The 24,841-nt window shown below is 61.0% G+C and carries 18 protein-coding genes and 2 pseudogenes; 10 read left to right on the top strand and 10 right to left on the bottom strand.

Going from position 1 to position 24,841, the window contains the following annotated elements:
- The first annotated feature begins 2 nt into the window (after window positions 1–2).
- The 5 genes from gshA to mgtE all read left to right on the top strand — a co-directional run bounded on the left by gshA (window position 3) and on the right by mgtE (window position 6,084).
- Window positions 3–1,583 carry a glutamate--cysteine ligase gene (gene gshA, locus N1078_RS04860; RefSeq protein ID WP_274087073.1) on the top strand — a complete coding sequence of 527 codons (1,581 nt, stop codon included), beginning with the start codon at window positions 3–5 and terminating at the stop codon, window positions 1,581–1,583.
- Window positions 1,584–1,740: 157 nt separating this feature from the next.
- Window positions 1,741–1,950 carry a ribosome modulation factor gene (gene rmf, locus N1078_RS04855; RefSeq protein ID WP_274087072.1) on the top strand — a complete coding sequence of 70 codons (210 nt, stop codon included), beginning with the start codon at window positions 1,741–1,743 and terminating at the stop codon, window positions 1,948–1,950.
- Window positions 1,951–2,242: 292 nt separating this feature from the next.
- Window positions 2,243–3,124, top strand: a complete 882-nt coding sequence (gene aguB / locus N1078_RS04850; RefSeq protein ID WP_274087071.1) for an N-carbamoylputrescine amidase — start codon at window positions 2,243–2,245, stop codon at window positions 3,122–3,124.
- 111 nt (window positions 3,125–3,235) lie between these two features.
- Window positions 3,236–4,342 (top strand): agmatine deiminase, encoded by a 1,107-nt coding sequence (gene aguA, locus N1078_RS04845; RefSeq protein ID WP_274087070.1) that lies wholly within the window; start codon window positions 3,236–3,238, stop codon window positions 4,340–4,342.
- A gap of 101 nt (window positions 4,343–4,443) precedes the next feature.
- Complete coding sequence (gene mgtE, locus N1078_RS04840; RefSeq protein ID WP_274087069.1) at window positions 4,444–6,084, top strand: magnesium transporter; 1,641 nt, start codon at window positions 4,444–4,446, stop codon at window positions 6,082–6,084.
- 65 nt (window positions 6,085–6,149) lie between these two features.
- Here mgtE and N1078_RS19610 read toward each other — a convergent pair.
- From N1078_RS19610 to desA, 10 genes and pseudogenes are all read right to left on the bottom strand, one after another.
- Window positions 6,150–6,545, bottom strand: a pseudogene (locus N1078_RS19610) (methyl-accepting chemotaxis protein); the annotation flags it as partial.
- 51 nt (window positions 6,546–6,596) lie between these two features.
- A pseudogene (locus N1078_RS19605) lies at window positions 6,597–7,277 on the bottom strand (PAS domain-containing protein); the annotation flags it as partial.
- 204 nt (window positions 7,278–7,481) lie between these two features.
- Window positions 7,482–9,200, bottom strand: coding sequence for a SulP family inorganic anion transporter (locus N1078_RS04830; protein WP_274087067.1), 1,719 nt, complete (start codon window positions 9,198–9,200; stop codon window positions 7,482–7,484).
- Window positions 9,190–10,053 (bottom strand): MBL fold metallo-hydrolase, encoded by an 864-nt coding sequence (locus tag N1078_RS04825; protein WP_274087066.1) that lies wholly within the window; start codon window positions 10,051–10,053, stop codon window positions 9,190–9,192. Before N1078_RS04825 ends, N1078_RS04830 begins: the two co-directional genes overlap by 11 nt.
- Before the next feature lie 45 nt (window positions 10,054–10,098).
- Entirely contained in the window at window positions 10,099–10,290 is a 192-nt protein-coding gene (locus N1078_RS04820; protein WP_274087065.1) for a YgaP family membrane protein, read from the bottom strand.
- 20 nt (window positions 10,291–10,310) lie between these two features.
- On the bottom strand, window positions 10,311–10,727 hold the full coding sequence (locus N1078_RS04815; protein WP_274087064.1) for a DUF6691 family protein: 417 nt from the start codon (window positions 10,725–10,727) through the stop codon (window positions 10,311–10,313).
- A gap of 2 nt (window positions 10,728–10,729) precedes the next feature.
- Window positions 10,730–11,161, bottom strand: a complete 432-nt coding sequence (locus N1078_RS04810) for a YeeE/YedE family protein (RefSeq protein ID WP_274087063.1) — start codon at window positions 11,159–11,161, stop codon at window positions 10,730–10,732.
- The gene (locus N1078_RS04805; protein ID WP_274087062.1) at window positions 11,161–11,484 is read right to left on the bottom strand and encodes an ArsR/SmtB family transcription factor; all 324 of its coding nucleotides are present in this window, start codon (window positions 11,482–11,484) and stop codon (window positions 11,161–11,163) included. The genes N1078_RS04810 and N1078_RS04805 overlap by 1 nt, the downstream gene beginning before the upstream one ends.
- A gap of 217 nt (window positions 11,485–11,701) precedes the next feature.
- A complete protein-coding gene (locus N1078_RS04800; protein ID WP_274087061.1) occupies window positions 11,702–13,003 on the bottom strand; it encodes an OprD family porin in 1,302 nt (433 codons plus the stop codon).
- A 475-nt stretch (window positions 13,004–13,478) separates the two neighbouring features.
- Entirely contained in the window at window positions 13,479–14,666 is a 1,188-nt protein-coding gene (gene desA, locus N1078_RS04795; RefSeq protein WP_274087060.1) for a delta-9 fatty acid desaturase DesA, read from the bottom strand.
- A gap of 168 nt (window positions 14,667–14,834) precedes the next feature.
- Between desA and dibA the strand changes: the two genes are divergently transcribed.
- The 5 genes from dibA to N1078_RS04770 are packed head-to-tail and all read left to right on the top strand — an operon-like array spanning window position 14,835 to window position 24,812.
- Window positions 14,835–17,126 carry a phosphodiesterase DibA gene (dibA, locus tag N1078_RS04790; RefSeq protein ID WP_274087059.1) on the top strand — a complete coding sequence of 764 codons (2,292 nt, stop codon included), beginning with the start codon at window positions 14,835–14,837 and terminating at the stop codon, window positions 17,124–17,126.
- Window positions 17,127–17,135: 9 nt separating this feature from the next.
- Entirely contained in the window at window positions 17,136–18,269 is a 1,134-nt protein-coding gene (locus N1078_RS04785) for an HDOD domain-containing protein (RefSeq protein WP_274087058.1), read from the top strand.
- A 40-nt stretch (window positions 18,270–18,309) separates the two neighbouring features.
- The gene (locus tag N1078_RS04780) at window positions 18,310–22,788 is read left to right on the top strand and encodes a PAS domain S-box protein (protein ID WP_274087057.1); all 4,479 of its coding nucleotides are present in this window, start codon (window positions 18,310–18,312) and stop codon (window positions 22,786–22,788) included.
- Entirely contained in the window at window positions 22,781–23,167 is a 387-nt protein-coding gene (locus N1078_RS04775) for a response regulator (protein ID WP_274087056.1), read from the top strand. The genes N1078_RS04780 and N1078_RS04775 overlap by 8 nt, the downstream gene beginning before the upstream one ends.
- Window positions 23,160–24,812 (top strand): diguanylate cyclase, encoded by a 1,653-nt coding sequence (locus N1078_RS04770; protein ID WP_274087055.1) that lies wholly within the window; start codon window positions 23,160–23,162, stop codon window positions 24,810–24,812. The genes N1078_RS04775 and N1078_RS04770 overlap by 8 nt, the downstream gene beginning before the upstream one ends.
- Window positions 24,813–24,841: the final 29 nt, after the last annotated feature.

The following is a 24,841-nucleotide window of genomic DNA, read 5'->3' as shown; positions in this document are numbered from 1 at the left end:
CCTTGAGCGATCTTCTTTCCCGCCGCATGACCCTCCTGGCTGAGCCGGCCAACCTCTCCCTACTTTCTAAGTGCCTACACGGTATCGAGCGCGAATGCCTGCGCATTGATGGCGACGGCCAGCTCGCGCTGACTCCGCACCCAGCGACGCTCGGCTCGGCGCTGACGCACACACAGATCACCACCGACTATTCCGAATCGTTGCTGGAGTTCATTACCCCGGCCGAGGCTGACCCAACGGCGACCCTGGCAGACCTGGAGCAGATCCACCGCTTCGCCTACAGCAAGCTAGACGGCGAATACCTGTGGAGCGCGTCGATGCCCTGCGCCTTGCCGGACGAAGAAACGATCCCCATCGCGCGCTACGGTCACTCGAATATCGGCGAACTGAAGTACGTGTACCGCAAAGGCCTGGCACTGCGTTATGGCAAGACCATGCAGTGCATCGCCGGCATTCATTACAACTTCTCCCTGCCGGATGCGCTGTGGCAGCGGCTGCAACAGGCAGAAGGCGATACGCGCAGCGCGCAGGATTACCAATCGGCCCGCTATATCGCGTTAATCCGTAACTTCCGCCGCTACAGCTGGTTATTGATGTACCTGTTCGGCGCCTCACCGGCCCTGCACAAAGGCTTTATGCGCGGTAACCCGCATCAGCTGCAGGAGCTGGATGACGAAACCCTGTACCTGCCCTATGCCACCAGCCTGCGCATGAGCGACCTGGGCTACCAGAGCAGTGCCCAGGCTGGCCTGACCCCCTGCTACAACGACCTGCACAGCTATACCGACAGCCTGCGGCAAGCCGTCGGCACGCCCTACCCGCCCTATGTGGAGATCGGCGCGAAGCAGGATGGCGAGTGGCTGCAACTCAACACCCATATCCTGCAGATCGAAAACGAGTACTACTCGAACATCCGCCCCAAGCGCGTGACCGATAGCGGCGAGCGGCCGATCCAGGCGCTTGTGGCGCGTGGCGTGCAATATGTCGAAGTGCGCTGCCTGGACATCAATCCCTTCCTGCCGCTGGGTATCGACCTGACAGAGTCGCGTTTCCTCGATGCCTTCTTGTTGTTCTGCGCACTGCAAGACAGCCCATTGCTGGAAAGCGACGAGTGCCATGCCTGCACCGACAACTTCCTCAGTGTGGTTAAGGAAGGCCGACTCCCAGGCCTGCAACTGCAGCGCAACGGCCAGCCGGTGGCGCTACAGAGCTGGGCCAGCGAACTGCTTGAGCAGATTCTGCCGCTGGCCGAGCTACTCGACCAAAACCTGGGCAGCAACGCTCACAGCCAAGCGTTGCAAGCGCAACAGGCCAAAGTCGCCGACCCCAGCCTGACGCCGTCTGCGCAGGTGCTTGCGCAGCTGCAACAGGGCCTGAGCTTCAGTGAATTTGCCTTGCGCCAAAGCAAGCAGCACGCCGAGTACTTCCGCAGCCAGCCGCTGAGCGCTGAACAGCAAGCGGCCTTCGAAGCCCGCGCCGCGCAATCACTGCAGGACCAAGCCGAGCTGGAAGCCCAGGATGAAGGCGACTTCGACAGTTTTGCCGCGGCCTATCAAGCCAGCATCCTCGCTCCAACAAACTAGCCCGCGGCCTTGACGTCGCGCTGGCCGGCCTGCCGCCAGCGTTTCGCCAACTGCATCACATAAGCTGCCAGCGGTGGCAAAAGCAGGATCGGCGGCACAGTCGCGCCGGCGTGATACGACTAGCATTAAACGGGTCAATTCACTGCGAGCTGCCACCATGGGCTGCACCGATCTCAACACGGAAGATGACCAGCACTGGAGCCTGGAAAGCCTCAACAAGGCGTACCAACAGGGCTATATGGCAGGGCTGACCGGGCAAACCAATGCCCCCCGCGCACTCGCTGCCGACGTGCTGATCGCCGCCTGGGAAGCGGGCTGGGATGACGGCCACGAACAGTTCGAGCTGCATAAACGCCACAGCGCCTGAGCGTCCCGCCACCACACACCCGCACTTCACACGCCCCGCAACGCCCGCCCCTGCGCCCGCAATCCTTCACACCCACACAAACGCTCAGCGGCCTTCGGCGCCGGCTTACCTCGATTTTTATTCGATATAAATCGCTAAAAAAGTGGCTTAATATATTAATAACACTTTTATAGCCGATATTTATCGACTATAAATAGCCCGCCAGCCACAGTGCCTCGCCGCGCGCTATTTCGCCGCCGCCAGCCTGCGCTCGCGTCAGATAAACGCCCCAACGGCTCCTGAGGTGTAAGACATGCCCCGTATCGTTACCGTCGCCGCCACCCAAATGGCCTGCTCCTGGGACAGCGCCGCGAATCTCGCCAAGGCCGAACAGCTGGTGCGCCAAGCCGCGGCCAAGGGCGCGCAGATCATCCTGCTGCAGGAACTGTTCGAAACCCCGTACTTCTGCCAGAAGCCCAACCCGGACTACCTACAACTGGCCACCCCGACCGAGCACAACCCGGCGATTCTGCACTTCCAGAAAGTCGCCAAGGAATTGCAGGTGGTGCTGCCGATCAGCTTCTACGAACTGGCCGGCCGCGCACGCTTCAACAGCATCGCAATCATCGATGCCGACGGCAGCAACCTCGGGATTTATCGGAAAAGTCATATCCCCGATGGCCCGGGCTACCACGAGAAGTATTACTTCAACCCCGGCGATACCGGTTTTAAGGTGTGGAATACCCGCTACGCCAAGATTGGCGTGGGCATCTGCTGGGACCAGTGGTTCCCCGAGTGCGCGCGCAGCATGGCGCTCCTCGGTGCGGAAATCCTCTTCTACCCGACCGCTATCGGCAGTGAGCCACACGACCCGAGCATCAGCTCGCGCGATCATTGGCAGCGTGTGCAGCAGGGTCATGCCGGGGCGAACCTGATGCCGGTGATTGCCAGCAACCGTATCGGCCGCGAAGCGCAAAGCGACTCACACATCACCTTCTACGGTTCGTCGTTTATTACCGACTCGTTCGGCGCCAAGGTGCAGGAAGCCAACGAAACCGATGAGGCGGTGCTCGTGCACAGTTTTGACCTGGATCAGCTGGAGCATATCCGCAGCGCCTGGGGCAGCTTCCGCGACCGCCGCCCCAACCTCTATGGCCCGTTGAAGACCCTCGACGGCCACCTGGCCTGCGACTAAGACCACACTGTAGGATGGGCCCAGCCGCGCAGCGCGCGATACCCATAATGACCCACGATGGCTAGCGCTAAGCTAACCCCATCCGATTACGCTCAATGTTTTGGTGAACCAATGACAACCCTCAACAGCACCCCACGCGCCGACGGTTTCCGCATGCCTGCCGAATGGGAACCCCATAGCCAGACATGGATGGTCTGGCCCGAACGCCCGGACAACTGGCGCCTGGGCGGTAAGCCGGCGCAAGCCGCGTTTACCGCCGTGGCCAGAGCGATTGCCGAATTCGAGCCAGTGACCGTTGGGGTATCCGCCGGGCAGTACGAAAACGCCTGCGAGCGCCTGAGCCACCGCAACATTCGCGTGGTGGAAATCACCACCGACGACGCCTGGGTGCGCGACACTGGGCCAACATTTGTGACCAACAACAGCGGCGAAGTCCGTGGCGTGGACTGGGTGTTCAACGCCTGGGGCGGTCTCAACGGTGGCCTGTACGCCAACTGGGTGCGCGATGACCAGGTGGCGCGCAAGATCCTGCAGCTCGAAGGCTGCGCGCGCTACCGCACCGATGAGCTGATCCTTGAAGGCGGCTCCATCCATGTGGACGGTGAAGGCACCCTGATCACCACCGAGGAATGCCTGCTCAACCCGAACCGTAACCCGCACCTGAGCCGCGAACAGGTTGAACAGTTCCTGGCCGATCACCTGGCCATCGACACGGTGATCTGGCTGCCAGACGGCCTGTTCAACGACGAAACCGACGGCCACGTCGACAACTTCTGCTGCTACGTGCGCCCCGGCGAAGTGCTGCTGGCATGGACTGACGATGCCAACGACCCTAACTACCCGCGCTGTCAGGCCGCCATGCGCGTGCTGGAGAGTGTCCGTGATGCCAAAGGCCGCCAGCTGATCGTGCACAAGATGCCGATTCCGGGCCCGCTGCATGCGAGCGCCGAAGAATGCGCGGGCGTCGATCTGGTGGCGGGCAGCCAGGAACGCGACCCATCAATCCGCCTGGCGGGTTCCTACGTCAACTTCCTGATCGTCAATGGCGGCATCATCGCGCCCAGCTTTGACGACCCGATGGACGCCGAAGCCGAAGCCATCCTGCAGCGCTTGTTCCCGCAGCACCGCATCGTCATGGTGCCGGGCCGGGAGATCCTCTTGGGCGGCGGCAATATCCACTGCATTACCCAGCAGCAACCAGCGCCGCAACACGGCTAAGGGTAAACGCCCGGCCTAGGCCGGGCGCTTGCTAACAGCCGGTGGGCAGCCACTGCGCAAGCAAATGCCCGCGTCACAATGCGAGTGTTATTCTCACACGCATGAAATCATCCTCGCCCCCTTCCAGTGACAACGCGTCCCACGCCAGCCTCTCAGACTCCAACGCCATCATTCAGGCGCTGGGCAGCGGCAAGAATAAACGCGTGCGTAAACTGCTGGCGCGTATGCACCCCGGCAAAATCGCGGCGCTGCTGGAGCTGCTTGATACTGAGCAGCGCCAGCAGCTCTGGCAGCAGACCGGCCCCGAGCTGGAAGAGCGCACCCTGCATCACCTGAGCCCCAGCCTGCGTGCGCAGTTAGCCGGCGACGCGGCTGAGGCAATAAACCCCCACGAAGAAACCGACAGCGCCGCGAGTAGCCAACTGGAAGCGGTCCGCCAGGCGCTGGCGCAGGGCAAACTCAAACGCCTGGGCAAAGTGCTGCACCGCATGCACCCCGCCAAAGTCGCCGGTTTGCTGGAAGCCCTGCCCCCAGTAGAGCGTCATCATGCCTGGAGCATGGTGGAGACCGAGCGGGCGGGCAAAGTCCTCACCTACCTGCATGACGAGATCCGCACCGCACTGGCCCGGGAACTCGACCCGGAAGACCTGATCGCCGCCACCGCTGAGCTTGAGCTGGATGACCGCGTCGACCTGATCCAGGCCTTGCCTGCTGATCTGGGTAACCAGCTGCTGCACGCCAGTAGCACGGCGCAGCGCCAGCAGCTTGAGTCGATGCTGTCCTACCCCGAGGATTCGGCTGGCGGCCTGATGAACGCCGACCCAATTCAGGTACGCGCCGATGTCACCGCCAGCGCAGTGCTGCGCTACCTGCGCCTGCTGGAGCGCTTGCCGCCGCAAACGGACCTGTTGATGGTGGTCGACCGCAAGGGCCATTACCAGGGCGCCTTGCGCCTTAGCGAACTGGTCACGGCCGACCTTGAGCAACGGGTCAGCGAACTGATGCACCACGACATCGCCGGCATTACCGTAACCACCAGCGGCAACGAGGTGGCCCAGCTGTTCCAAGACCATGACCTACTTTCTGCGCCCGTGGTAGATGAACACAACCGGTTGCTCGGACGCATCACCGTGGACGATGTCATCGACCTGATCCGCGAAGACTCCGACCGCGCCCTGATGCACATGGCCGGTTTGAACGATGAAGCCGACATTTTCGCCCCGGTGCTGGTCAGCTCACGCCGCCGCGCCGTGTGGCTGGGCATCAACCTGCTCACCGCGTTCAGTGCCGCCTGGGTGATTGGCTTATTTCAGGCCACCCTTGAGCAACTGGTGGCCCTGGCCGTACTGATGCCGATTGTCGCCAGCATGGGCGGCATTGCCGGCAGCCAGACCTTGACCCTGGTGATCCGCGGCCTGGCTCTGGGCCAAGTGCAGAAAGGCAATATCCGCCTCCTGCTCAACCGCGAACTGGGCATCTCGATACTCAATGGCATCTTGTGGTCGATCGTCATCGCCCTGCTCGCGGTGTGGTGGTTCGGCAATTGGGGGATTGGCGCCGTGCTCGGCGCGGCTATTCTGCTCAACCTGCTGTGCGCTGCACTGGCGGGCTGGGCCATACCGCTGTTGCTCGATCGCATGGGTATCGACCCCGCCTTGGCCGGCAGTGTGATTCTGACCACGGTGACGGATGTCGTCGGTTTCTTCGCCTTTCTCGGCCTGGCCACGGTGTTGCTGCTCTAACCGGCCGCCGCCATGGCCAGTAAGGCCCGCAAAAGAAAACGCCCGGCTTATGCTGGGCGTTTTCTTTAGTCCTGCATGGCCTGAGTAAACTGGCCGATGGCGTCAACCACACGCTGCGCCTCATCGCGGATTTCCAGCATCACCTCACCGGCTTTGCTGGCCAGCAGTACCCCCTCTTCCGCCCTCTGCTTGCTGCCATCCATGCCTTCAACTGCCTTTAGCGCCAGCTCATGGTTCAGGCGCACCACCTCATTGATCTCGACGGTGGCCTGGCTGGTTCGCGCCGCCAGGTTACGCACCTCATCGGCCACCACCGCAAAACCACGGCCTTGCTCACCCGCGCGCGCCGCTTCGATGGCCGCATTCAGCGCCAGCAGATTGGTTTGCTCGGCAATCCCGCGCACCACCTGCACGGTTTGCTCGACCGTTTCCGAGCCCTTGATCGCACTCGCATCGGTTTCCTGGGCAATATCGAAGGCCAACTGGGCAGCCGCCGATTCCGCCTCCCGGTGCTCAATCTGTGCGGTGACATCACTGGCAAACTTGACCACCCCATAGAGCCGGCCAGCGGCGTCATACAGCGGGTTGTAGGTCGCGCGTAACCACACCACCCGCCCGCTCTTGGACACCCGTTTAAAGAGGTCAGAGATAAACTCACCACGATTCAGCCGTTGCCAGAAGCGTTTATAGCCCTCGCTGCTGGCCTCTTCACGGTCGCAAAACTGGCGATGATGCTTGCCACGGATCTCTTCTAGTCGATAGCCCATGGTGGCGAGGAAGTTCTCATTGGCATGCTGCACCTCGCCGGCCAGGTTGAACTCGACTACGGCGGTGGAACGGTTGATCGCATTCAGATAGCTTTCGTGCTGATGCTCGGCGTGCATACGCGCGGTGATATCGGCGGCCAACTTAATCACTTTGCTCACCTGGCCCTGAGCATTGCGCACCGGCAGGTAGCTGGCTTCCAGCCAGACTTCGCGCCCGTCCTTGGCAATGCGCAGATAGCGATCACTGAAACTTTCACCATTGGCCAAACGCCGCCAGAACTGCGTGTAGGTCGGGCTGGCCAGCTGTTCTTGGGAACAGAACAAACGATGATGCTGGCCGCGCAGCTCCTCAAGGCGATAGCCCATGACGGCAAGAAAAGGCTCATTGGCATCGATAATCTCACCCTGAACGGTGAACTCGATCATCGCAAAGGTACGGCGGATCGCACCTAGTACCTCTTTGCTCACTACCAAGTCCTGTTGGCACTGCTGTAATTCACCGCGAAGACGCGATCCGAACATATCGACCTCTAGGAAAGCAAAGAATCTGCAGGGCAAGGTGGTGCTCGGTCACAGCCTGCAGTTGATCAAGCTATCGACTGGCCACAGATAATATGTAGCCCAGTTTCACTAAGACTCTAGGGCGCGCAGGACGCTTTCCGGATCAAGGGTACAGAGCGCTTGGTATTGACTGAGGAACACTTGCCCGCCAAAGCGTTCTAGAAAGTCCGAACGCTGCAAGCGGTCCATCACCGGACCTTTGACTTCAGACAGATGCAGTTGCACCTCGGCACTCTTCAGTTGCTCGGCAATCGCCTCCAGCGCGTCCAGCGCACTGGCATCAATCTGGTTAACCCCGGAGCAAATCAACACCAAATGGCGCACCTCAGGGCTCACGGCAATCAGCTCACCGATGCGCGCTTCCAGGTAACGGGCATTCGGGAAATACAGGCTTTCATCAACCCGCAACGACAGCACGCTCGGGCTCTGCACCGTGTCATAACGCTGAATATTGCGAAAATGCTGGCTCCCCGGCACCTGCCCAACCACCGCCATGTGCGGCCGGCTGGTGCGCCACAGAAACAACAACAGCGACAGGCAAACGCCGAGCATGATGCCGGCCTCGACTCCTTGCAGCAGAACGCCGAAAAAGGTGGCTAACTGCGCCCCGCCCTCGGCTTTTGAGTAACGCCAGGTGTGGCGCAGGGTCGATACATCCACCAGGCCGATCACCGCCACCAGAATGCTGGCCGCCAAGACCGCCTGCGGCAGGTGGCGCAATACCGGAGCCAGGCCCAACACTGCTGCCAGCATCAAGCCCGCAGCAAAAATCCCCACCAGCGGCGTGGCCATATTGCTCTGCCGCGCCACCGCCGAACGGGAAAAGCTCGCCGCCACCGGCATCCCGCCACTGAAAGCCGAGGCCACGTTGGCTGCGCCCTGGCCGAGCAACTCCAGATCAGGGCTGATCAGCTGACGCTTGCGCATGGCTAAACTCTGGGCAATCGAGATCGACTCCACAAACCCCACCAGAGCGATCAGCAGCGCGGCGGGCAGCAGTTCACGCAACAAGCCCAGTTCCATTCTTGGCAGGCCCAAGGTCGGCAACCCGACCGGCACCTGCCCCACCACTTTGACCCCGTGCGCTTCCAGCTGCAGCAGCGCCCCCAAGGCCATCGCCAACAGCATCACCAGCAAGGCGCTCAGTTGTTTCACCCGCAACGCCCAAGCGGTCGGCACGCCTAACACACTGAGGTTGCGCAGCAGCACCAGCAGCACCAGGCTCGCTCCCCCCAACAGCAAGGTCGGACGATGGACGGCTGGCAGCTGGGCATACAACGCCGGCAGCACCTGCGGCAGGGTCAGGCCATCGGCTGACACGCCCAAGATATAGCGCAGCTGGCTGACGGCTATGAGTACCGCGACACCACTGACAAACCCGGAGATCACCGGATGGCTGAGAAAGTTGGCCACAAAGCCCAGGCGCAACAGCCCCATCAACAGCAGCATTACGCCGACCAACAGGGTTAGCCCCACGGCGGCGGCGCTATAGGCGGCACTGCCAGCGACCGCGATGGGTGCCAGCGCTGCCGCAGTCATCAATGCCAAGACGGCCACCGGCCCGAATGACAGGGCCACCCCAGGGCTTGCGCCAATCAGCGCATACACCACCAATGGCAAAATACTCGCGTACATCCCCGCCACAGCCGGCAAACCGGCCAGTTGCGCATAGGCCAGCGCTTGCGGCACCAACAACAGGCAAATAAGGCAGGCCGCCAATAGGTCACGGACCGCCTGGCTGCGGTCGTATTCACGCAGGGTTTTCAGCAGCGGCCACTTATAAAACATTCAACGGCACCTTGAGGTAACGCACGCCATTGTCTTCGGCAGGCGGCAAATGGCCGGCGCGCATATTCACCTGCACCGCCGGCAGCATCAGCGCCGGCATCCCCAGGGTGGCATCGCGCGCCTGGCGCATGGCGACAAATGCCTCTTCATCGATACCTTGATGCACATGCACGTTGTGCGCGCGCTGCTCAGCCACCGTGGTTTGATAACAGTGCTGCTCCCGTCCTTGGGCCAAGTAATCGTGGCACATAAACAGCCGAGTGCTGCCCGGCAGGGTAAACAGCTTGGCTATCGAGCGGTACAGCGTGCGCGCATCACCACCGGGGAAATCACACCGGGCGGTGCCGTAATCCGGCATAAACAGGGTGTCACCGACGAATGCCGCATCGCCGATCAAGTAGGTCATGCAGGCGGGCGTGTGCCCAGGCGTATGCAGTGCGCGGGCCTGCAGTGTACCGATTTGAAAGGCCTGGTCATCCTGGAACAGCTGGTCAAATTGGCGGCCATCAACGGCAAACTCACTGCCGGCGTTGAACAACTTACCGAAGGTGTTTTGCACGGTGCGGATCTGCTCGCCAATCGCCAAGCGGCCGCCCAGAGCCGCCTTGAGATAGGGCGCAGCCGACAGGTGATCGGCATGCACGTGGGTTTCCAGCAGCCACTGCACACTGAGGCCCTGCTCGCGCACGACGCTGATCAACTTATCGGCACTGGCGTAGTTGGTGCGGCCGGCCGCCGCGTCATAGTCGAGCACCGAGTCGATAATCGCGCACTGCGCGGTGGCCGGATCGCTGACGATATAGCTGTAAGTGGATGTACTGGGGTCGAAAAAAGCCTGGATGAGCGGTGACATGACAACTCCAGCCCGACCGGCCAAGCCGGTCAGTATTGCGGTGGGTTAACGCTTGATTTTGCAGGTGTTAATGCCTAACAGCGAATACGCCGGGCACGTTCGAAACAGCCCGGTGGCCAGTGGTACGAGGCCAATCAGGCCCCACCAGCCAATCGCGCCGCTGAGACTCAAGCCGATCAAAATAAGGCCTACGGCAATGCGTAGGGCGCGGTCGAAGGTGCCAATATTTGCTTTCATCGTGATCTCCCGATCCTCACTCAGCTGCGCTGGCGTTCCAGCGCAGCAAACACAATCATCCCCGCCAGCATCGCGGCCACGAAGACCAGCACCTGCCACTGCCCGGTCAACAGCAGTGCCACCGCAGGGCCTGGGCAGATCCCGGCAATCCCCCAGCCCACGCCAAACAGCAGGCTACCGCCGATCAACCGACGGTCCAATTCACGCTTGCCGGGTAACTGCATCGGCGCGCTAAGCAGGCTGGTGCGCTGCACGCGCGCCCAACTAAAGGGCAAAAACGCCACGCCAATCGCCGCCGCCATGACCAGCGCCAGCGAAGGATCCCAGGCGCCCGCCAGGTCGAGAAAGGCCAGTACTTTGGCCGGGTTAGCCATACCCGCTGTCAGCAGGCCGATGCCGAAAATCACACCGGCGAGAAACGCCATCAATTTGCGCATGCTCAGGCTCCTAGCAGGTGACGTAAGACAAACACGGTGGCAAAGCCCGCTGCCATAAAACTCAGAGTGGCCGCCAATGAGCGTGGCGATAACCGCGACAAACCGCAGACGCCATGGCCACTGGTGCAACCCGAGCCATAGCGGGTGCCGATGCCGACCAGCAAACCAGCGACTATCAGTGCCAACCAGCCCGTTTGAATCTCAATGGCAGGCAGCTCGCTAAACAGCTGCCAAAGCAACGGCGCAAGCAGGATGCCGAGTAGAAACAGGGCCTTTTCGCCGCGCCCCTCAGCGGTGCCCAGCAGGCTGCCGAGCAGACCGCTAATACCCGCCACCCGGCCATTCATCACGGCAAACAGACTCGCCGCCAGGCCGATCAGCGCACCGCCGGCCAAGGCGCTCCAGGGCGTGAAGTTGTACCAGTCAATCGTCATTATTCGGTACCTGCGCAGAACACTTGATAAAGGGTATTGATCACCGCTAACGCCGCCGGGCTGCTGATGCAGTAATAGATTAGTTTGCCCTCGCGACGGGTCTCCACGAGGCCCTCACGGCGCAGCACAGCTAACTGCTGCGACAAGGTGGGCTGCTGAATACCGAGCAGCGCCTCCAATTCGCTGACATTGCGCTCGCCCTGGGACAGCTGACACAGCAACAACAGCCGATCCGGATTGCCCAGCGCTTTGAGTAATTGCCCTGCAGCCTCTGCATTGGCACGCAACTGCTGAATATCGAATGGCGTTTCGTCTGTGTTCATGGACTGCGACTCAATTAAGATAAATACAATCTATTCTTTTATATATTGAATGGCAAGCCCCACCGTTCAGCCTATGTAGACCCACCTAACCTTGAGCCGCGCCGTTACAGCGCCCGCTAATGGCTAAATGGCGCGCACAAAAAACCCGGAACACGGTCCGGGTTTTTTGTTCTGCTTAGGCCGCGCGTGGATAACCGCTCAACCTGTTACCGCGCGATCAAAGCAGCGGCAGGGTATAGCTGACGATCAGGCGGTTTTCGTCGAGGTCGTTGGCGAAGTTCGAGCGCACAGACGCGTTACGCCAGCGCACGCCGAGGTTCTTCAACGCGCCTTCCTGGAACACATACATCAGCTCGGTGTTGCGCTCCCACTCTTTACCTTCGGACAGGTTACGACCGCGATCAACGTTGTCGCCGGTCAGGTAACGGGTCATAAAGGTCAGGCCCGGAATCCCGATAGAGGCGAAGTTGTAGTCGTAGCGAGCCTGGTAGGACTTCTCGTCCTTGTTACCAAAGTCACTGATCTGAACGTAGTTAACCAGGAACGGATCGGTGTTGTTGAGATAGGCAAAGCCGGTGTCGCCGCTCATCTTCTGGTAACCCAGACCGAAGGCGTGGCCACCCAGACCGTAGGTGACCATGGCACCGATGGCGGTGTTGTCGACGTTGCTGCGGCGGCCATCGTCAGTGGAGCGAGCGTAGCGCAGATCGGTCTTCAGGCTTTGCTTGTCGCCCAGCGGCAGTACATGCACAGCATTGAAGGAGTGCTGCTTGTACAGCTCGTCCAGGTTGGAATAGTAGTAGCCGGCGGTCAGGTCTTTGCTGACCTTGTAGGTGCCACCGATAAAGTCGAACGAGTCGCTGGTGGCGCCGCCGCTCAGGCGAATACCGCGAGCGCCTACAGAACCGCTTTTGCTGCTGAAGCTGTTGGCAATAGAGATTTCTTCGTAATCGTTGGAGTTACGGTTGTTCACCTCACGCACATGCGCCGCTTCAAGCATCAGGCCGTCGATTTCCTGGGAGACCAGATGCCCTGCTTCAAACACCTGCGGCAGCAAGCGACCGTCGCTGGACGCGATGGCGGCGTTCTTGAACTGCATTTGGCCAACACGCAGGGTGCTGTTGGAAACTTTCACCTTGGCTGCAACGGCCAAATCAGAATTATTATCCTGCGAGCCGTTTGAGGAGGCATCGGGAACCAACAGACCGCTGCCGGCAGTACCATCACCGGAGTCCAGCTTGAAACCGAACATGCCAATGGCATCGGCGCCAAAGCCTACCGTACCTTCGGTGAAGCCCGAGTTAGCACGCAGGATAAAACCTTGGGCCCACTCTTCGCTCTTAGACTGGCTTGGGGTCGGGGTATTGCTATTGCCCTGACGGAAATCGCGATTGAAGTAGAAGTTACGCGCTTCAATAGTCGCTTTGCTGTCACCGATAAAGTCGGCAAACGCAGCTTGGCTCAGGGACAAGCCCAAGGTGCTGGCCGCAACAGCCAGTGCCAGGGAGGTCTTTCTCATTATATTTCTCCAGTGGTGTGTGGGTTGCATATCGGTGCGCGAACAAACTTCAACCCGTGAAGCGGCAGGCGCGCACCGAATTCGGGGGTTATTGCAGACTCGGCGACAGGCAGGCGCAGCCGCGCTGCGGCCAAGGGCCGATCGTGCAATAACCAAAATTAGGTGAGCGCGTGAAGGCACTCGGCGCGAGCCGGGGAATGAGGACAGAACAACAGGCAGGTGCAGATCATTGTGCAGGTCTCTTCATTTTTATTATCAGCCGGTGGTCCCAGCCGTTATACGCTGAGTCCTAGGCAGATACTGTGCCAGCTACTTAAAGCCGCGCGCGAAGCCCATATAACTGAGCGCTGCGGGCGACCAAGGTGATGCAGAAAGGGCCGCAGAGGCCGTAATAAGCGGTTTTTTGCCTATCGCAACATGCAAAAAGGCGGATTGCCGCCAGCAGTCAGCGGTGGGTTAGCAGCCTGATACTGGATTAAACGGCGTTAGCGGGGCGCAGTGAATAGGTTTTCAGCTGCTCGGCGAATTCGCGCAGCGACTGAATACCGCTGGCCTCGGCATCGCTAACCCAATGTTTGATGGCCTCCAGCATATCGTGGCCATTGCTGCTGGTTTTGACCCAGATCTGCTGTAGGGCCAGGCGCTTCTCGTAGATCACCTTAAGCGCGTGGCTCTGCTCCAGCACGCGCTGAATACGCGCATGGTGGCCGTCATCGAGCAGGCTCGGCTCACGCGACAACAGCCGCTTGGCGCGATGGAAGTGGTGGCGCACGGAGGCGTCGGCCTTGGCCAGCTCTTGCTGCACCAGCGGTGCGATCACCAACTTGCGGTACTGCGCCATGATCTGGAAACGGTTATTAAGGATGGCCATGGCCGTGTCCATATCCAGGCTGCGCTTGCCAGCCACCCGGTGGGCGATGGGCGCAACACGCTGCACCTTGGCCAAACCGAGCAGGCTGAACAGCTTGATCCAGAACCAGCCCATATCGAACTCCCACTTCTTCACCGACAACTTGGCGCTGTTCGGGTAGGTGTGGTGGTTGTTATGCAGCTCTTCGCCGCCAATCAAGATGCCCCACGGCACCAGATTGGTCGCGGCATCGCGGCATTCGAAGTTACGGTAACCGACCGCATGGCCGAGGCCGTTGATTACGCCCGCGGCCCAGACCGGGATCCACATCATCTGGATCGCCCAGATCGTGATACCCGCCGCACCAAACAAGGCCAGGTCAATAACGCCCATCAGCATCACACCGGCAACCGGGAAGCGCGAATAGAGGTTGCGCTCGATCCAATCTTCCGGGCAGTTTTTGCCATAAATCCGCAGGGTTTCCGTGTTCTTCGCCTCTTCGGCGTACAGCTCGGCACCTTTACGCAGCACGGTGCCCAGGCCCTTAATCACCGGGCTGTGCGGGTCATCGACGGTTTCGCACTTGGCGTGGTGTTTGCGGTGAATGGCCGTCCATTCGCGGGTGTTCTGCGCAGTGGTTAGCCACAGCCAGAAACGGAAGAAGTGTTTCAATGCCGGATGCAACTCCAGCGCGCGGTGCGCAGAGTAACGATGCAGATAGACCGTGACGCTAACGATGGTAACGTGCGTCATCAGCAGGGTGACTGCGACCAACTGCCAGACCGACAGATCAAGAAAACCGTTGTACCACATGGACCGTGTGCCTCGTGCAGAAGGAAAGACGCTGCTGATTATTAGCACACGTCGACTCGCATTATCCCTGACCAGGATCAGAAAACCAGTTGGTCTTTTGCATAAGAATGCGCGCCCCTTTTGGACATCTATAATGCCGGCCCTAGGAAAAGGACTGACTGATATCCCATGAATGCCCCACAAGGCGCTTTGCGCCTGACCCTCAGCTATGCGTTTGGCGCAGCCCTTTGGGTGCTGTTCAGCGATGGACTCCTGATGACCCTGGAACTTTCAGTGGCGCAACAGGAGCGCGTGCAGCTGCTCAAAGGGTTGGGGTTTGTTCTGCTGACTTCGGCTCTGCTGTATTCGATCTTGCGTAGCCATCAGCAGCACCAGCAGCAAGGGCATCGCGCCCTGCTGCGCAGTGAAAAACGCCTGCACCAAGCCCTGGAGGCCGCTGGAGGTGGGATTTGGGACTGGGATCTGCAACAACAGCAGGTGTACTTTTCTCCCGGCTATGCCGCCCTGCTGGGTATTCGCCCTGAGACCCTCGGGGTTGATCCGCTGCAGTGGCAGCAACACTTGCATCCCGATGACCGTGTTGCCTTTGAGCGCAATATTCAGCGACGCATGAGCACGCTCAGCACAGCGCCCTACGAGGTCAGCTACCGGCTGCAACACCAGGACGGCAGCTACCGCTGGATTCAATCGCGCGGGCGTTTGCTGCTCGACAAACACGGTCAGCCTGAGCGCCTGATCGGCACGGCCAGCGACATCACTCAGCGGCGCAAGGATGAAGACAGCCTGCGCCAGGCCGCCGTGGTGTTTGATGCCACTCAGGAAGGCGTCCTGGTCACCGATGCCCAGCAGCATGTCGTGCACTGCAACCCGGCGTTCACGCGCATCACCGGCTATAGCGAAAAAGAAATTCTGGGCCAATCGCCGAGCATCCTTAAATCTGGACGCCACGATAAAGACTTCTACAACAGCCTCTGGCAGGCCCTGAAAAACCGTGGCGCCTGGAGCGGTGAGGTGTGGAACCGGCGCAAGAGCGGCGAAATCTACCCGCAGTGGCAATGCATCCGCGAGATTCGCGACGGGCAGGGCGAAGTCAGCCACTACGTGGCCGTGTTCTCCGACATCACCGCCCTGAAGCGTTCGCAACAAGAGCTGGACTACCTGGCGCACCACGACCCGCTGAGCAACCTGCCCAACCGCTTACTGTTTACCGAACGCGTCGAGCATGCCCTGGAACGTGGGCGCATTGACGGCTATTCGGGGGCGGTGATGCTGATCGACCTTGATCACTTCAAGCACATCAATGAAAGCCTCGGCCACAACATCGGTGACCTGCTGCTCAAGGATGTTGGTGAGCGCCTTAGCCAGCAGCTCGGTAAACGCATGACCCTGGCGCGCCTAGGCGGCGACGAATTCGGCCTGCTCGACGAAAGCTGCGGCAGCGCCGAGCAGGCGGCAGTGCTGGCGCAGCGCCTGCAGACGTGCATGGGTGCGGCCTTCAAGATTCATCAGCAAGAGCTGTTTATCACCGCCAGCATCGGCATCAGCCTGTACCCGGACGACGCCGACGATGTGGGACAGATACTGCGCAATGCCGACTCAGCCCTATTCAAGGCCAAGAACAGCGGCCGAGAAAGCTATGCATTTTACAGCCAGGAACTGACCGCTCATGCGCATCAGCGTGTCGAACTGGCCAGTGCCCTGCGCCACGCCCTGGATCACCAAGAGCTGCGCGTCTATTACCAACCCCTAATCTGCCTGCGCAACCAGCAAGTCATTGGCGTCGAAGCCCTGGTGCGCTGGCAGCATCCGCAGCGCGGGCTGGTCGCGCCGGGCGAATTTATTCCGGTTGCCGAAGAAACAGGGTTGATCAGTGCTATCGATGCCTGGGTGCTGGAGCACAGTTGCCGGCAGATGGTGGCTTGGCAAGCCGCCGGTTACGCGCTGAAGTTTGTGGCGGTGAATGTCTCCAGCAGGCTGTTCAGCCGCGGGGGATTGGACCAACGGGTGGCCGAGGTGCTGCGCGATACCGGCCTCGACCCCGCCTGCCTGGAGTTGGAAGTGACCGAAAGCGCGGTGATGGATAACCCCGATGCGGCGCTGGCCTTGCTCCAGCGTTTACGCGCACTCGGTATACGCTTGGCCATCGATGACTTCGGCACCGGCTACAGCTCCCTGGCGCGGCTCAAGCGCCTGCCAGTGCACAAGCTAAAAATCGACCAGAGCTTTATTAGCGGTCTGCCGCACGACCCAAGCGATGTCGCGATTACCCGTACAGTAATTGCTCTCGGCCATAGCCTTGGGCTTAAGGTGTTGGCCGAGGGCATTGAGCAGGTCGAGCAAGTCGAATTACTGCAACAACTCGGCTGTGACCATGCCCAAGGCTATTATTTCGGGCGCCCTCAACCTGCAGACCAACTGGCCGCACGTTTAGCATCCCGCTCTGACACGCCACACACTTAGGCCTAACGCATGCTTGTAATGATTCTTGAAGACGACAGCTGGATCGCCGATCTGCTTAAACAGATCGTCCTCAGCTTGCGGCCCGGCTGCCAAGTGGTCTGCCTGGACAGTGTTAGCGCCGCCCTCCAGGAATGGCAGCAACGCCCGGCTGACGTGGTCATCAGTGACTGGAACCTGCCCGACGGACCCGGCACCCGATTGCTTGAGCAGGTACGCCGCGACAACAGCAGCACCCCGCTGGTGGTCATTACCGGGCGCTCCGACCGCGCCAGCGTACTGGCCGTGCGTGCCCTGAAGATCAGCGCCTTTATCAGCAAGCCCTTCCAGGCCGCGCACGTTGCCGCCAGCCTGGAAACCCTGCTGCCGCCCGATATTGACGGGCAACCGCCGCGGGCCAGCGACACGCAGAACGACTTGCTTGCCCACCTGCACAGCCTGTCCGGTAGCGAACTGCAATTACCGCTCAAGGCGCATGTGCGCGACCGCCTCCTGCAAAGCTTCAAAGGCGAGCCAATTGATCTGCGCAAACTGGCCAGTGAATGGCAGCACGACCCGGCGCTCAGCGGCCGCCTGCTTGGCGTCGCCAATAGCAGCGCTTACAACCCAGGCGGCAAGCCCTGCTCCAACTTGCTCGAAGCCCTGCAAAAACTGGGGGCGAACAACAGCCTCAACCTGGCCATGGGCCTGGCGCTGCGCCAATCCAGTGCACTGGAGAACCCCATGCTGAGCCTGTTTGCCCAGGCGCACCTGGACAGCACCGAACAGCTGATCGAGCGCAGCACCAGCCTCGCCCGACAATGCGCCATGGACCCGGCGCCCTTCCACTGTGCCGCCCTGCTGCACCGCATGGGTGAGTTGTGTGTGCTGTACCAGACACAGGTGTGGCAGGACAGCGGCCAGAGCTTCAGCGAAGACCAAATTATGCAGGCCCTCGACCAGTTCAGCGGTCCCTTTGCCATCAGCATCAAGGCCCAATGGCAACTGCCGATGCACCTGCGCGAGCTGATCGGTGCGTGCTACAGCCTGTCCAGCAGTAACGTCAAACGCGAGAATATCCTCATGCGCTTAGCCGCTTGCGAGCTCAACAGCGCCGACGACAGCCCCGAGCTGGCCCGCTTGCGCAGATTGGCAGGCCTCGCCTAAATGCCTGTATTAAGGCGTAAGCGCGCAAGGGTGCTGATAAATGGATAAGCAGAGCAAACCCAGCGCAATCAACTGGGTTGTCGGCCTCGGCAGCCTCGGTTTGGCGATCTTTTTCAGCGTGCTGGGCGGCCTTGCGTTAAACCAGCAGCAAACCCTCTGGACCCTGCAAATTGCCAAGCAGCATGAGCTGCAAAGCCTGACCCTGCGCAACAGCCAGCAAGAGCTGCAGCAACAGGCGCAATTGCTCGCCGAGACCATCGCCGCCGACGCCTGGCTGGTCGAACTGGTGCGCCAGGCTTATGCACTGCAAAGCCGTGAGCAGCCCGACATACAGAGCCTTAACGCCATTCGCAACCAGCTCTATACCCGCCTTGCTCCACGCTGGCGCAGCCTGCAGGGCACACGCGCGTTTAGCCTATACGTGCATCTGGCCCCGGCCGCCGAGGTGCTGCTGCGGGTGCACAAGCCGCAATGGTTTGGCGACCGCCCCGCAACGCAGCGGCCCATGCTGCTCGACAGCCTGCGCCAATCCGCCACGACCGCCGGCTTGGTGAGTAATGAGCAAAGCCTGAGCATGCGCGCCATCGTGCCGCTGCGCGTAGACAGCCTTGAGGGGCCGACCAACGTCGGCGCGCTGGAAGTCAGCCTCGACGTGCTGAAGAACTTGCAACAGCTGGACCACGAACTGGATGCCGGGGTTGCCCTGCTGCTCAAACGTCCGCTGCGCGCGTCAGGCAGCAATGAGCGGCTGCACGCCCTCTCTACAGCGGCTGATTACTGGCATCTGGCAGGCTTCTCCCAGGTTCAGGTGCAGCACTGGCAAGCGCAGCAACGCCTGCCGGCGCCCGAGGCCGGCGATACCTTTAAGTTACTGGACGACCAAGGCCGCACCTACCTGCTCAACCAGGTCAGCTTGAGTGGCTACCCGCCCGGCGCGGGCGGTATCGATAGCCCAATGCGGGCCCTGACCTGGCGTGATATCAGCCCCCTGCACAGCCAGCACCAAAGCGACAAGCGTTGGCTGGTGGGTAAATGGCTGCTGGCCTGGCTCGCCGCCGAAGCGCTGCTGCTATTGCTGCTGCAAGCCACCCGGCACAGCAGCCTGAAGGTGATACGCCGGCACAACGCCGACTTACAAGAGCAAAATCAGCAAACAGAAGAATCACGCCAACTGCTGGCGCTAATCGCTGAGGCGCAAGCGGCTTACATCAACGCAGACAACCAGCGCGAAGCGTTCGACAACCTGCTAGTGCGCACACTCGAGGTCAGCGCCAGCCAGTTCGGCTTTGTCGGTGAAATTCTCCTCGACGATCGCGGCGCGCGTTTTCTGCGCACCTTCGCCATCAGCAATATCGCCTGGGACGCAGACACCCGCGCCTTTTATGACGCCCACGCGCCGCAGGGGCTGGAGTTTCGCAACCTCGACAGCCTGTTTGGCCAGGTGATTTGCAGCGGCCAGCCGCTGATCACCAATGACCCCGCCAACCACCCCAAGAGCGCGGGCTTACCTCCGGGGCACCCGCCATTGCTGGCGTTTGCCGGCCTGCCGATTCACGCCAACGGCGAGTTGCTCGGCATGCTCGGCCTGGCCAACCGCGAGGGCGGTTACAGCGCCGACTTCTTCACCCAGCTACAACCGCTGCTGACCACCCTGGGCCAGGTGTTTGACGCGCTGCGCCGCGACAGCCAGCGGGAGCTCACCCAACAACGTATGCAGCGCCAACAGGCGGCCCTGCGCGCGCTCAACGAAATCGCCGCGCTGCCTAAACTGAGCACGAAAGAACAGCTACGTCAGGCCCTGCAACTGGGCGCCCAATTCTATGGCATGCCGATCGGCATCATCAGCCAGATCGAGGCGCAGAATTACCGGGTGATGGTCCAGGTATCACCGCCCGACAGCCTGCAGGACGACCAGTGCTTTGCCCTGGGTGACACCTACTGCAGCATCGCCCTACGCGGCAACGATGTACTCGCCATTGCGCACATGGCCGAGAGTGACCATGCTGCGCACCCCTGCTACCCGCTGTTTGCCCTGGAAAGCTATATCGGCACCAGCATCTGGGTCGCCGGCCGGCGTTTCGGCACCCTGTGCTATGCCTCCAGCGAGGCACGCCCGAGCGCCTTCGATGAGGCCGATGAAGAATTCCTGCGGCTGTTCGCCCGCTGGGTCGGCGCCACCTTGGAGCGCCTGCAGCACGAAGAACAAACCCTTGAGGCGCGGCGCTTTCTGCAGGCCGTACTCGACTCCGCGACCGGAGTGTCGATCATCACCAGTGACACCGATGGTTTGATCACCCTATTCAACTCCGGGGCCGAGCGTTTGCTGGGCTACCGCAGCGCGGAAGTGATTGGTCAACACAGCCCGGCACTGTTCCACCGGGCCGATGAAATCCAGGCCCGCGGCGCTGAGCTCAGCCGCGAGGAAGGCCACGAGATTAGCGGTTGGGCCGTATTCACCTGGATACCCGCCAAGGGCGAGCCAGAAACCCGCCAGTGGACCTATGTGTGCAAGAACGGCGAACCGCGCACCATCAACCTCACCGTCAGCGCCATGCGTGACAGCCATGGCGCCATCAACGGCTACCTGGGTATCGCCAGCGACATCAACGACCTACAGCAAACCACCCGCGCCCTGCAAAAGAGCGAGAGCCGCTTTCGCGGTCTGGTGGCCAACCTGCCAGGTGCCGTCTATCGCTGCCGCAACGATGCCGACTGGAGCATGAGCTACCTGAGCGAGGAGATCCTGGCCCTCAGCGGCTATCCGGCCAGCGACTTTATCAACAACCGCGTACGCAGTTTCTCCAGCGTGATACACCCCGATGACCTGGCCATCACCTACCAGGCCGTGACCGCCATCGAGCACCAGGAATCCTTCGAGCTGACCTACCGCCTGCAACACGCCAACGGCCACAGTGTCTGGGTCCGCGAGAAGGGTCGTGGCGAATACGACAGCGACGGCAAACTGCAGTGGATCTCCGGGTTTATCTGGGATCTCAGCGACCGCAAGGCGGTGGAAGACCAACTGCGGGTCAGCCAACAACGCTTCAGCAACGCCTTCAGCCTCGCCCCCCAGGGGATGGCGCTGGTGTCCCTGCAAGGTCAGTGGCTGGAGGTTAACGATCAGCTCTGCGAGATGCTCGGCTATAGCCGCGAACAGCTGCTGTGCTGCGACTTTCAGCAGATCACCCACCCTGATGACCTGGATGCCGACCTGCACAATATCGAGGAGCTCGTCGCCGGGGAGATCAACAGCTATCAGATGGAGAAGCGCTACCTGGACAGCCAGGGCCGGATCATCTGGGTGTTGCTCAGCGTGGCCCTGGTACGCGACAGCAATAACCACCCCGTGCACTTCGTCTCGCAGATTCAGGACTTCAGTGAACGTATCGCCAGCGAAATGGCCATCCGCGAACGCGAGGATTACCTGAGCACCCTGCTCGACAACGTGCTCGATGCCATCATCACCATCGACCAGCAGGGCTATATCGAAACCTTCAACCATGCCGCCGAACGCATCTTCGGCTACAGCCACCTGGAAGTCTCCGGGCACCGCGCCACCCTGCTGCTGCCTGAACCGCAACGCTCAATGCGCGCCCGCTACCTCAGCCATTTCCTGAAAACCGGCATCCAGCAGATGCTTGGCAGGGACATCGAGCTCACTGCCAGGCGTAAAAACGGCGAAACCTTCACCATCGAGCTGGCCGTCTCGCAGATCAGCCACCAGGGCGAACGGCGCTTTATTGCGGTGATCCGCGATATCGAAGAACGCAAACGCATTGAGCGGATGAAAGACGAGTTCGTCTCCACCGTCAGCCATGAGCTGCGCACCCCACTGACGGCCATCGCCGGTTCCCTTGGCCTGGTTAACGGCGGCGCCCTAGGCGCAGTGCCCGCCAGCATGCAGCAGATGCTGCAGATCGCCCAGGACAACAGCCAGCGCCTCAACCTGCTAATCAATGACCTGCTCGACATGGAAAAACTGGTCGCCGGCAAGATGCTCTTCGAGCTGCACGATGCCGCCTTGCAACCCCTGCTTGACCAAGCTATCAAAGAAAACCAGCCGTACGCCAACCATTACCACGTGCAGCTGCAGCTCCTTGGCCCAGCCACTCAGGCCCGGGTAAAGGTCGACACATTGCGCCTGGCCCAGGTGCTGGCCAACCTGCTATCGAACGCGGCCAAGTTCTCGCCCGAAGGGCAGACAGTGGAGGTGCGCGTGCAGCAACACGACGACCGTGTGCGCATCAGCGTGACCGACCATGGCCCCGGTGTGCCGGAGAACTTCCAGGCGCGGATCTTCAGCAAATTCTCCCAAGCCGACGCCACCGACACTCGGCAAAAAGGCGGCACGGGCCTGGGCCTGGCGATCAGCAAGGAAATCATCGAGCGCATGGGCGGGCAGATTGGCTTCGACTCAAGCCCCGGTCATGGCGCGACTTTCTGGTTTGAACTGACTACTCTGCCACTGGCAACCACGCTCGACTTACCGCCCCGCCCCGAGGACGCCCCGCATGCCTAACCTACGACGCATCCTGCATGTGGAAGACGACCCCTCGATCCAGGCAGTGACCAAGCTGGCCCTGGAGGTCGTAGGCGGTTTTCAGGTGCTCAGCTGCGCCTCCGGCCAGGACGCCCTGGACCAACTGCAAGGCTTTGCGCCGGACTTTATCCTGCTGGACGTAATGATGCCGGGCATGGACGGCCCACAAACCCTGGCGCAAATCGCCCAGCTGATCGATATCAACCGGGTGCCCGTGGCCTTTATGACGGCCAAAGTACAGCCGGCAGAGATCGCCTATTACTGCAGCCTTGGCGCCCGTGACGTAATCATCAAACCCTTCGACCCCATGCAACTGGCGTCGCAGGTGCGCACTATCTGGAATCGGGCCCATGAGTAAAATCAAAACGCCGGCGCAAGAACTACAGCAACACCTGCAGCGACTCAGTGAGACCTTCGCCTTGCGCCTGCAGGAAGACTTGCCCGCACTGGGGCAGGACGCCGAGCACCTGTTAAACACCGCTGACCCGCACGAACAGCTGCACTGCCTGCAGACCATACGTGAGCAACTGCACAAGCTCGCCGGATCCGCTGGCACCTTCGGTTTCAGCCGCCTTGGCCAACGCGCCCGCGAGCTGGAGCAGGAGGCCGAGCAATGGCTGACCACCCTGCAACAAGAGCAACAGAGCCTGCAGGACTTCAGCCAGAGTCTGCAGCAACTGGCCGGCCAGGTGTACCAGCCTGAACCGGAGCCAAGCCCCGCACCCGCCACCGCATCACCGAGCAAATCAGCACAGAGTGAGCGGCGCATCTACATCCTCGAAGATCAATACGCTGTCGGCGAAACGATGCGCCTGACCCTGAATAACTTTGGTTACCAGGCCGAACACTTCACCCGCATTGCCGAACTCGATCATGCCTTGCAACAGCAACGCCCGGACGCCCTGATCCTCGACGTTAACCTGCCTGACGAAAACCTCACTGGCCTGGCATACGCTGCCAGCCTGCAAGAGCGCCTGGACGAGCCGCTCCCCCTGCTGGTAACCACCACCCAAGACGACTTTGCCACCCACTTGGAGGCCGTCCGCGTCGGTGCCATGGGCTTTTTCACCAAACCGGTGGACATCCCGCAGCTGGAAAATCGCCTGGAGCGCTGCTTCGCCCAGCAGCAAGGCGAACCCTACCGGGTGCTGATCATCGACGATGACCGCGAGCTGGCCAGCCGCTTCAGCCTGATTCTGCGTGGCGCCAACATGCTGGTGGAGATGCAGCATGACCCCGCGGAAATCTTCACCCATATGCGCAACTTCAACCCTGAAGTGATCCTGCTGGACGTCAACATGCCCAACTGCACCGGCCCCGAGCTGGCGCAGATCATCCGCATGTATGACGACTGGCTACGCGTACCGATCATCTACCTGTCGGCGGAAACCGATATCAACCGGCAGATGAATGCCCTGATCAAAGCCGGCGATGACTTCGTCACCAAGCCCATTTCCGATAACGCCCTGGTCGCTGCCGTATTCTCCCGCGCACAACGCGCACGGCTGCTGAGCAACGCCCTGTCGCGCGACAGCCTGACCGGTTTGCTCAAACACGCCGACATCAAAGAGCAAGCGGCGGTCGAGCTGGAGCGCACACAGCGCAGCGGCAAACCGGCCAGCGTGGCCATGCTGGATATCGACTTCTTCAAAAAGGTTAACGACAGCCACGGCCATGCCGCCGGCGACAACGTCATCCGCGCCCTAGCCAACCTGCTGCGCCAACGCCTACGCCGCATCGACAGCCTGGGCCGCTATGGCGGCGAGGAGTTTCTCGTGGTGCTGCCTGACTGCACGGCCGAGCAAGCCCTGCGCGTGCTCGATGAAATTCGCCAGCGCTTCGCCGAGTTGAAATTTATCGCCGCCGGCAGTGAATTCTCGGTCACCCTGAGTGCCGGAATCGCCTCCACCGAAGCGGCACCCGTGAGTGCCAGCGAACTGCTGGAAAAGGCCGACCAAGCGCTTTACGCCGCCAAACATGGCGGGCGTAATCAGGTGCGTTAGGCCTATCGCCAACGGCCTACCGAGTACAA

Origin of the sequence: Pseudomonas sp. MIL19 (assembly GCF_028680365.1) — a bacterium.
GTDB classification, from domain to species: domain Bacteria; phylum Pseudomonadota; class Gammaproteobacteria; order Pseudomonadales; family Pseudomonadaceae; genus Aquipseudomonas; species Aquipseudomonas spirodelae.
The sequence above is the reverse complement of the archived record's forward strand: the minus strand, read 5'-3'. Positions and strand labels throughout refer to the sequence as shown.

Coding starts and splice junctions, on each gene's coding strand:
- N1078_RS04805 (WP_274087062.1), bottom strand. CDS start 11,484: ATGAACACAGACGAAACGCCATTCGATATTCAGCAGTTGCGTGCCAAT.
- N1078_RS04775 (WP_274087056.1), top strand. CDS start 22,781: ATGCCTAACCTACGACGCATCCTGCATGTGGAAGACGACCCCTCGATC.
- N1078_RS04825 (WP_274087066.1), bottom strand. CDS start 10,053: ATGTCACCGCTCATCCAGGCTTTTTTCGACCCCAGTACATCCACTTAC.
- aguB (WP_274087071.1), top strand. CDS start 2,243: ATGCCCCGTATCGTTACCGTCGCCGCCACCCAAATGGCCTGCTCCTGG.
- N1078_RS04785 (WP_274087058.1), top strand. CDS start 17,136: ATGCTTGTAATGATTCTTGAAGACGACAGCTGGATCGCCGATCTGCTT.
- desA (WP_274087060.1), bottom strand. CDS start 14,666: ATGTGGTACAACGGTTTTCTTGATCTGTCGGTCTGGCAGTTGGTCGCA.
- N1078_RS04820 (WP_274087065.1), bottom strand. CDS start 10,290: ATGAAAGCAAATATTGGCACCTTCGACCGCGCCCTACGCATTGCCGTA.
- mgtE (WP_274087069.1), top strand. CDS start 4,444: ATGAAATCATCCTCGCCCCCTTCCAGTGACAACGCGTCCCACGCCAGC.
- rmf (WP_274087072.1), top strand. CDS start 1,741: ATGGGCTGCACCGATCTCAACACGGAAGATGACCAGCACTGGAGCCTG.
- N1078_RS04780 (WP_274087057.1), top strand. CDS start 18,310: ATGGATAAGCAGAGCAAACCCAGCGCAATCAACTGGGTTGTCGGCCTC.
- N1078_RS04770 (WP_274087055.1), top strand. CDS start 23,160: ATGAGTAAAATCAAAACGCCGGCGCAAGAACTACAGCAACACCTGCAG.
- dibA (WP_274087059.1), top strand. CDS start 14,835: ATGAATGCCCCACAAGGCGCTTTGCGCCTGACCCTCAGCTATGCGTTT.
- N1078_RS04815 (WP_274087064.1), bottom strand. CDS start 10,727: ATGCGCAAATTGATGGCGTTTCTCGCCGGTGTGATTTTCGGCATCGGC.
- N1078_RS04830 (WP_274087067.1), bottom strand. CDS start 9,200: ATGTTTTATAAGTGGCCGCTGCTGAAAACCCTGCGTGAATACGACCGC.
- N1078_RS04810 (WP_274087063.1), bottom strand. CDS start 11,161: ATGACGATTGACTGGTACAACTTCACGCCCTGGAGCGCCTTGGCCGGC.
- N1078_RS04800 (WP_274087061.1), bottom strand. CDS start 13,003: ATGAGAAAGACCTCCCTGGCACTGGCTGTTGCGGCCAGCACCTTGGGC.
- aguA (WP_274087070.1), top strand. CDS start 3,236: ATGACAACCCTCAACAGCACCCCACGCGCCGACGGTTTCCGCATGCCT.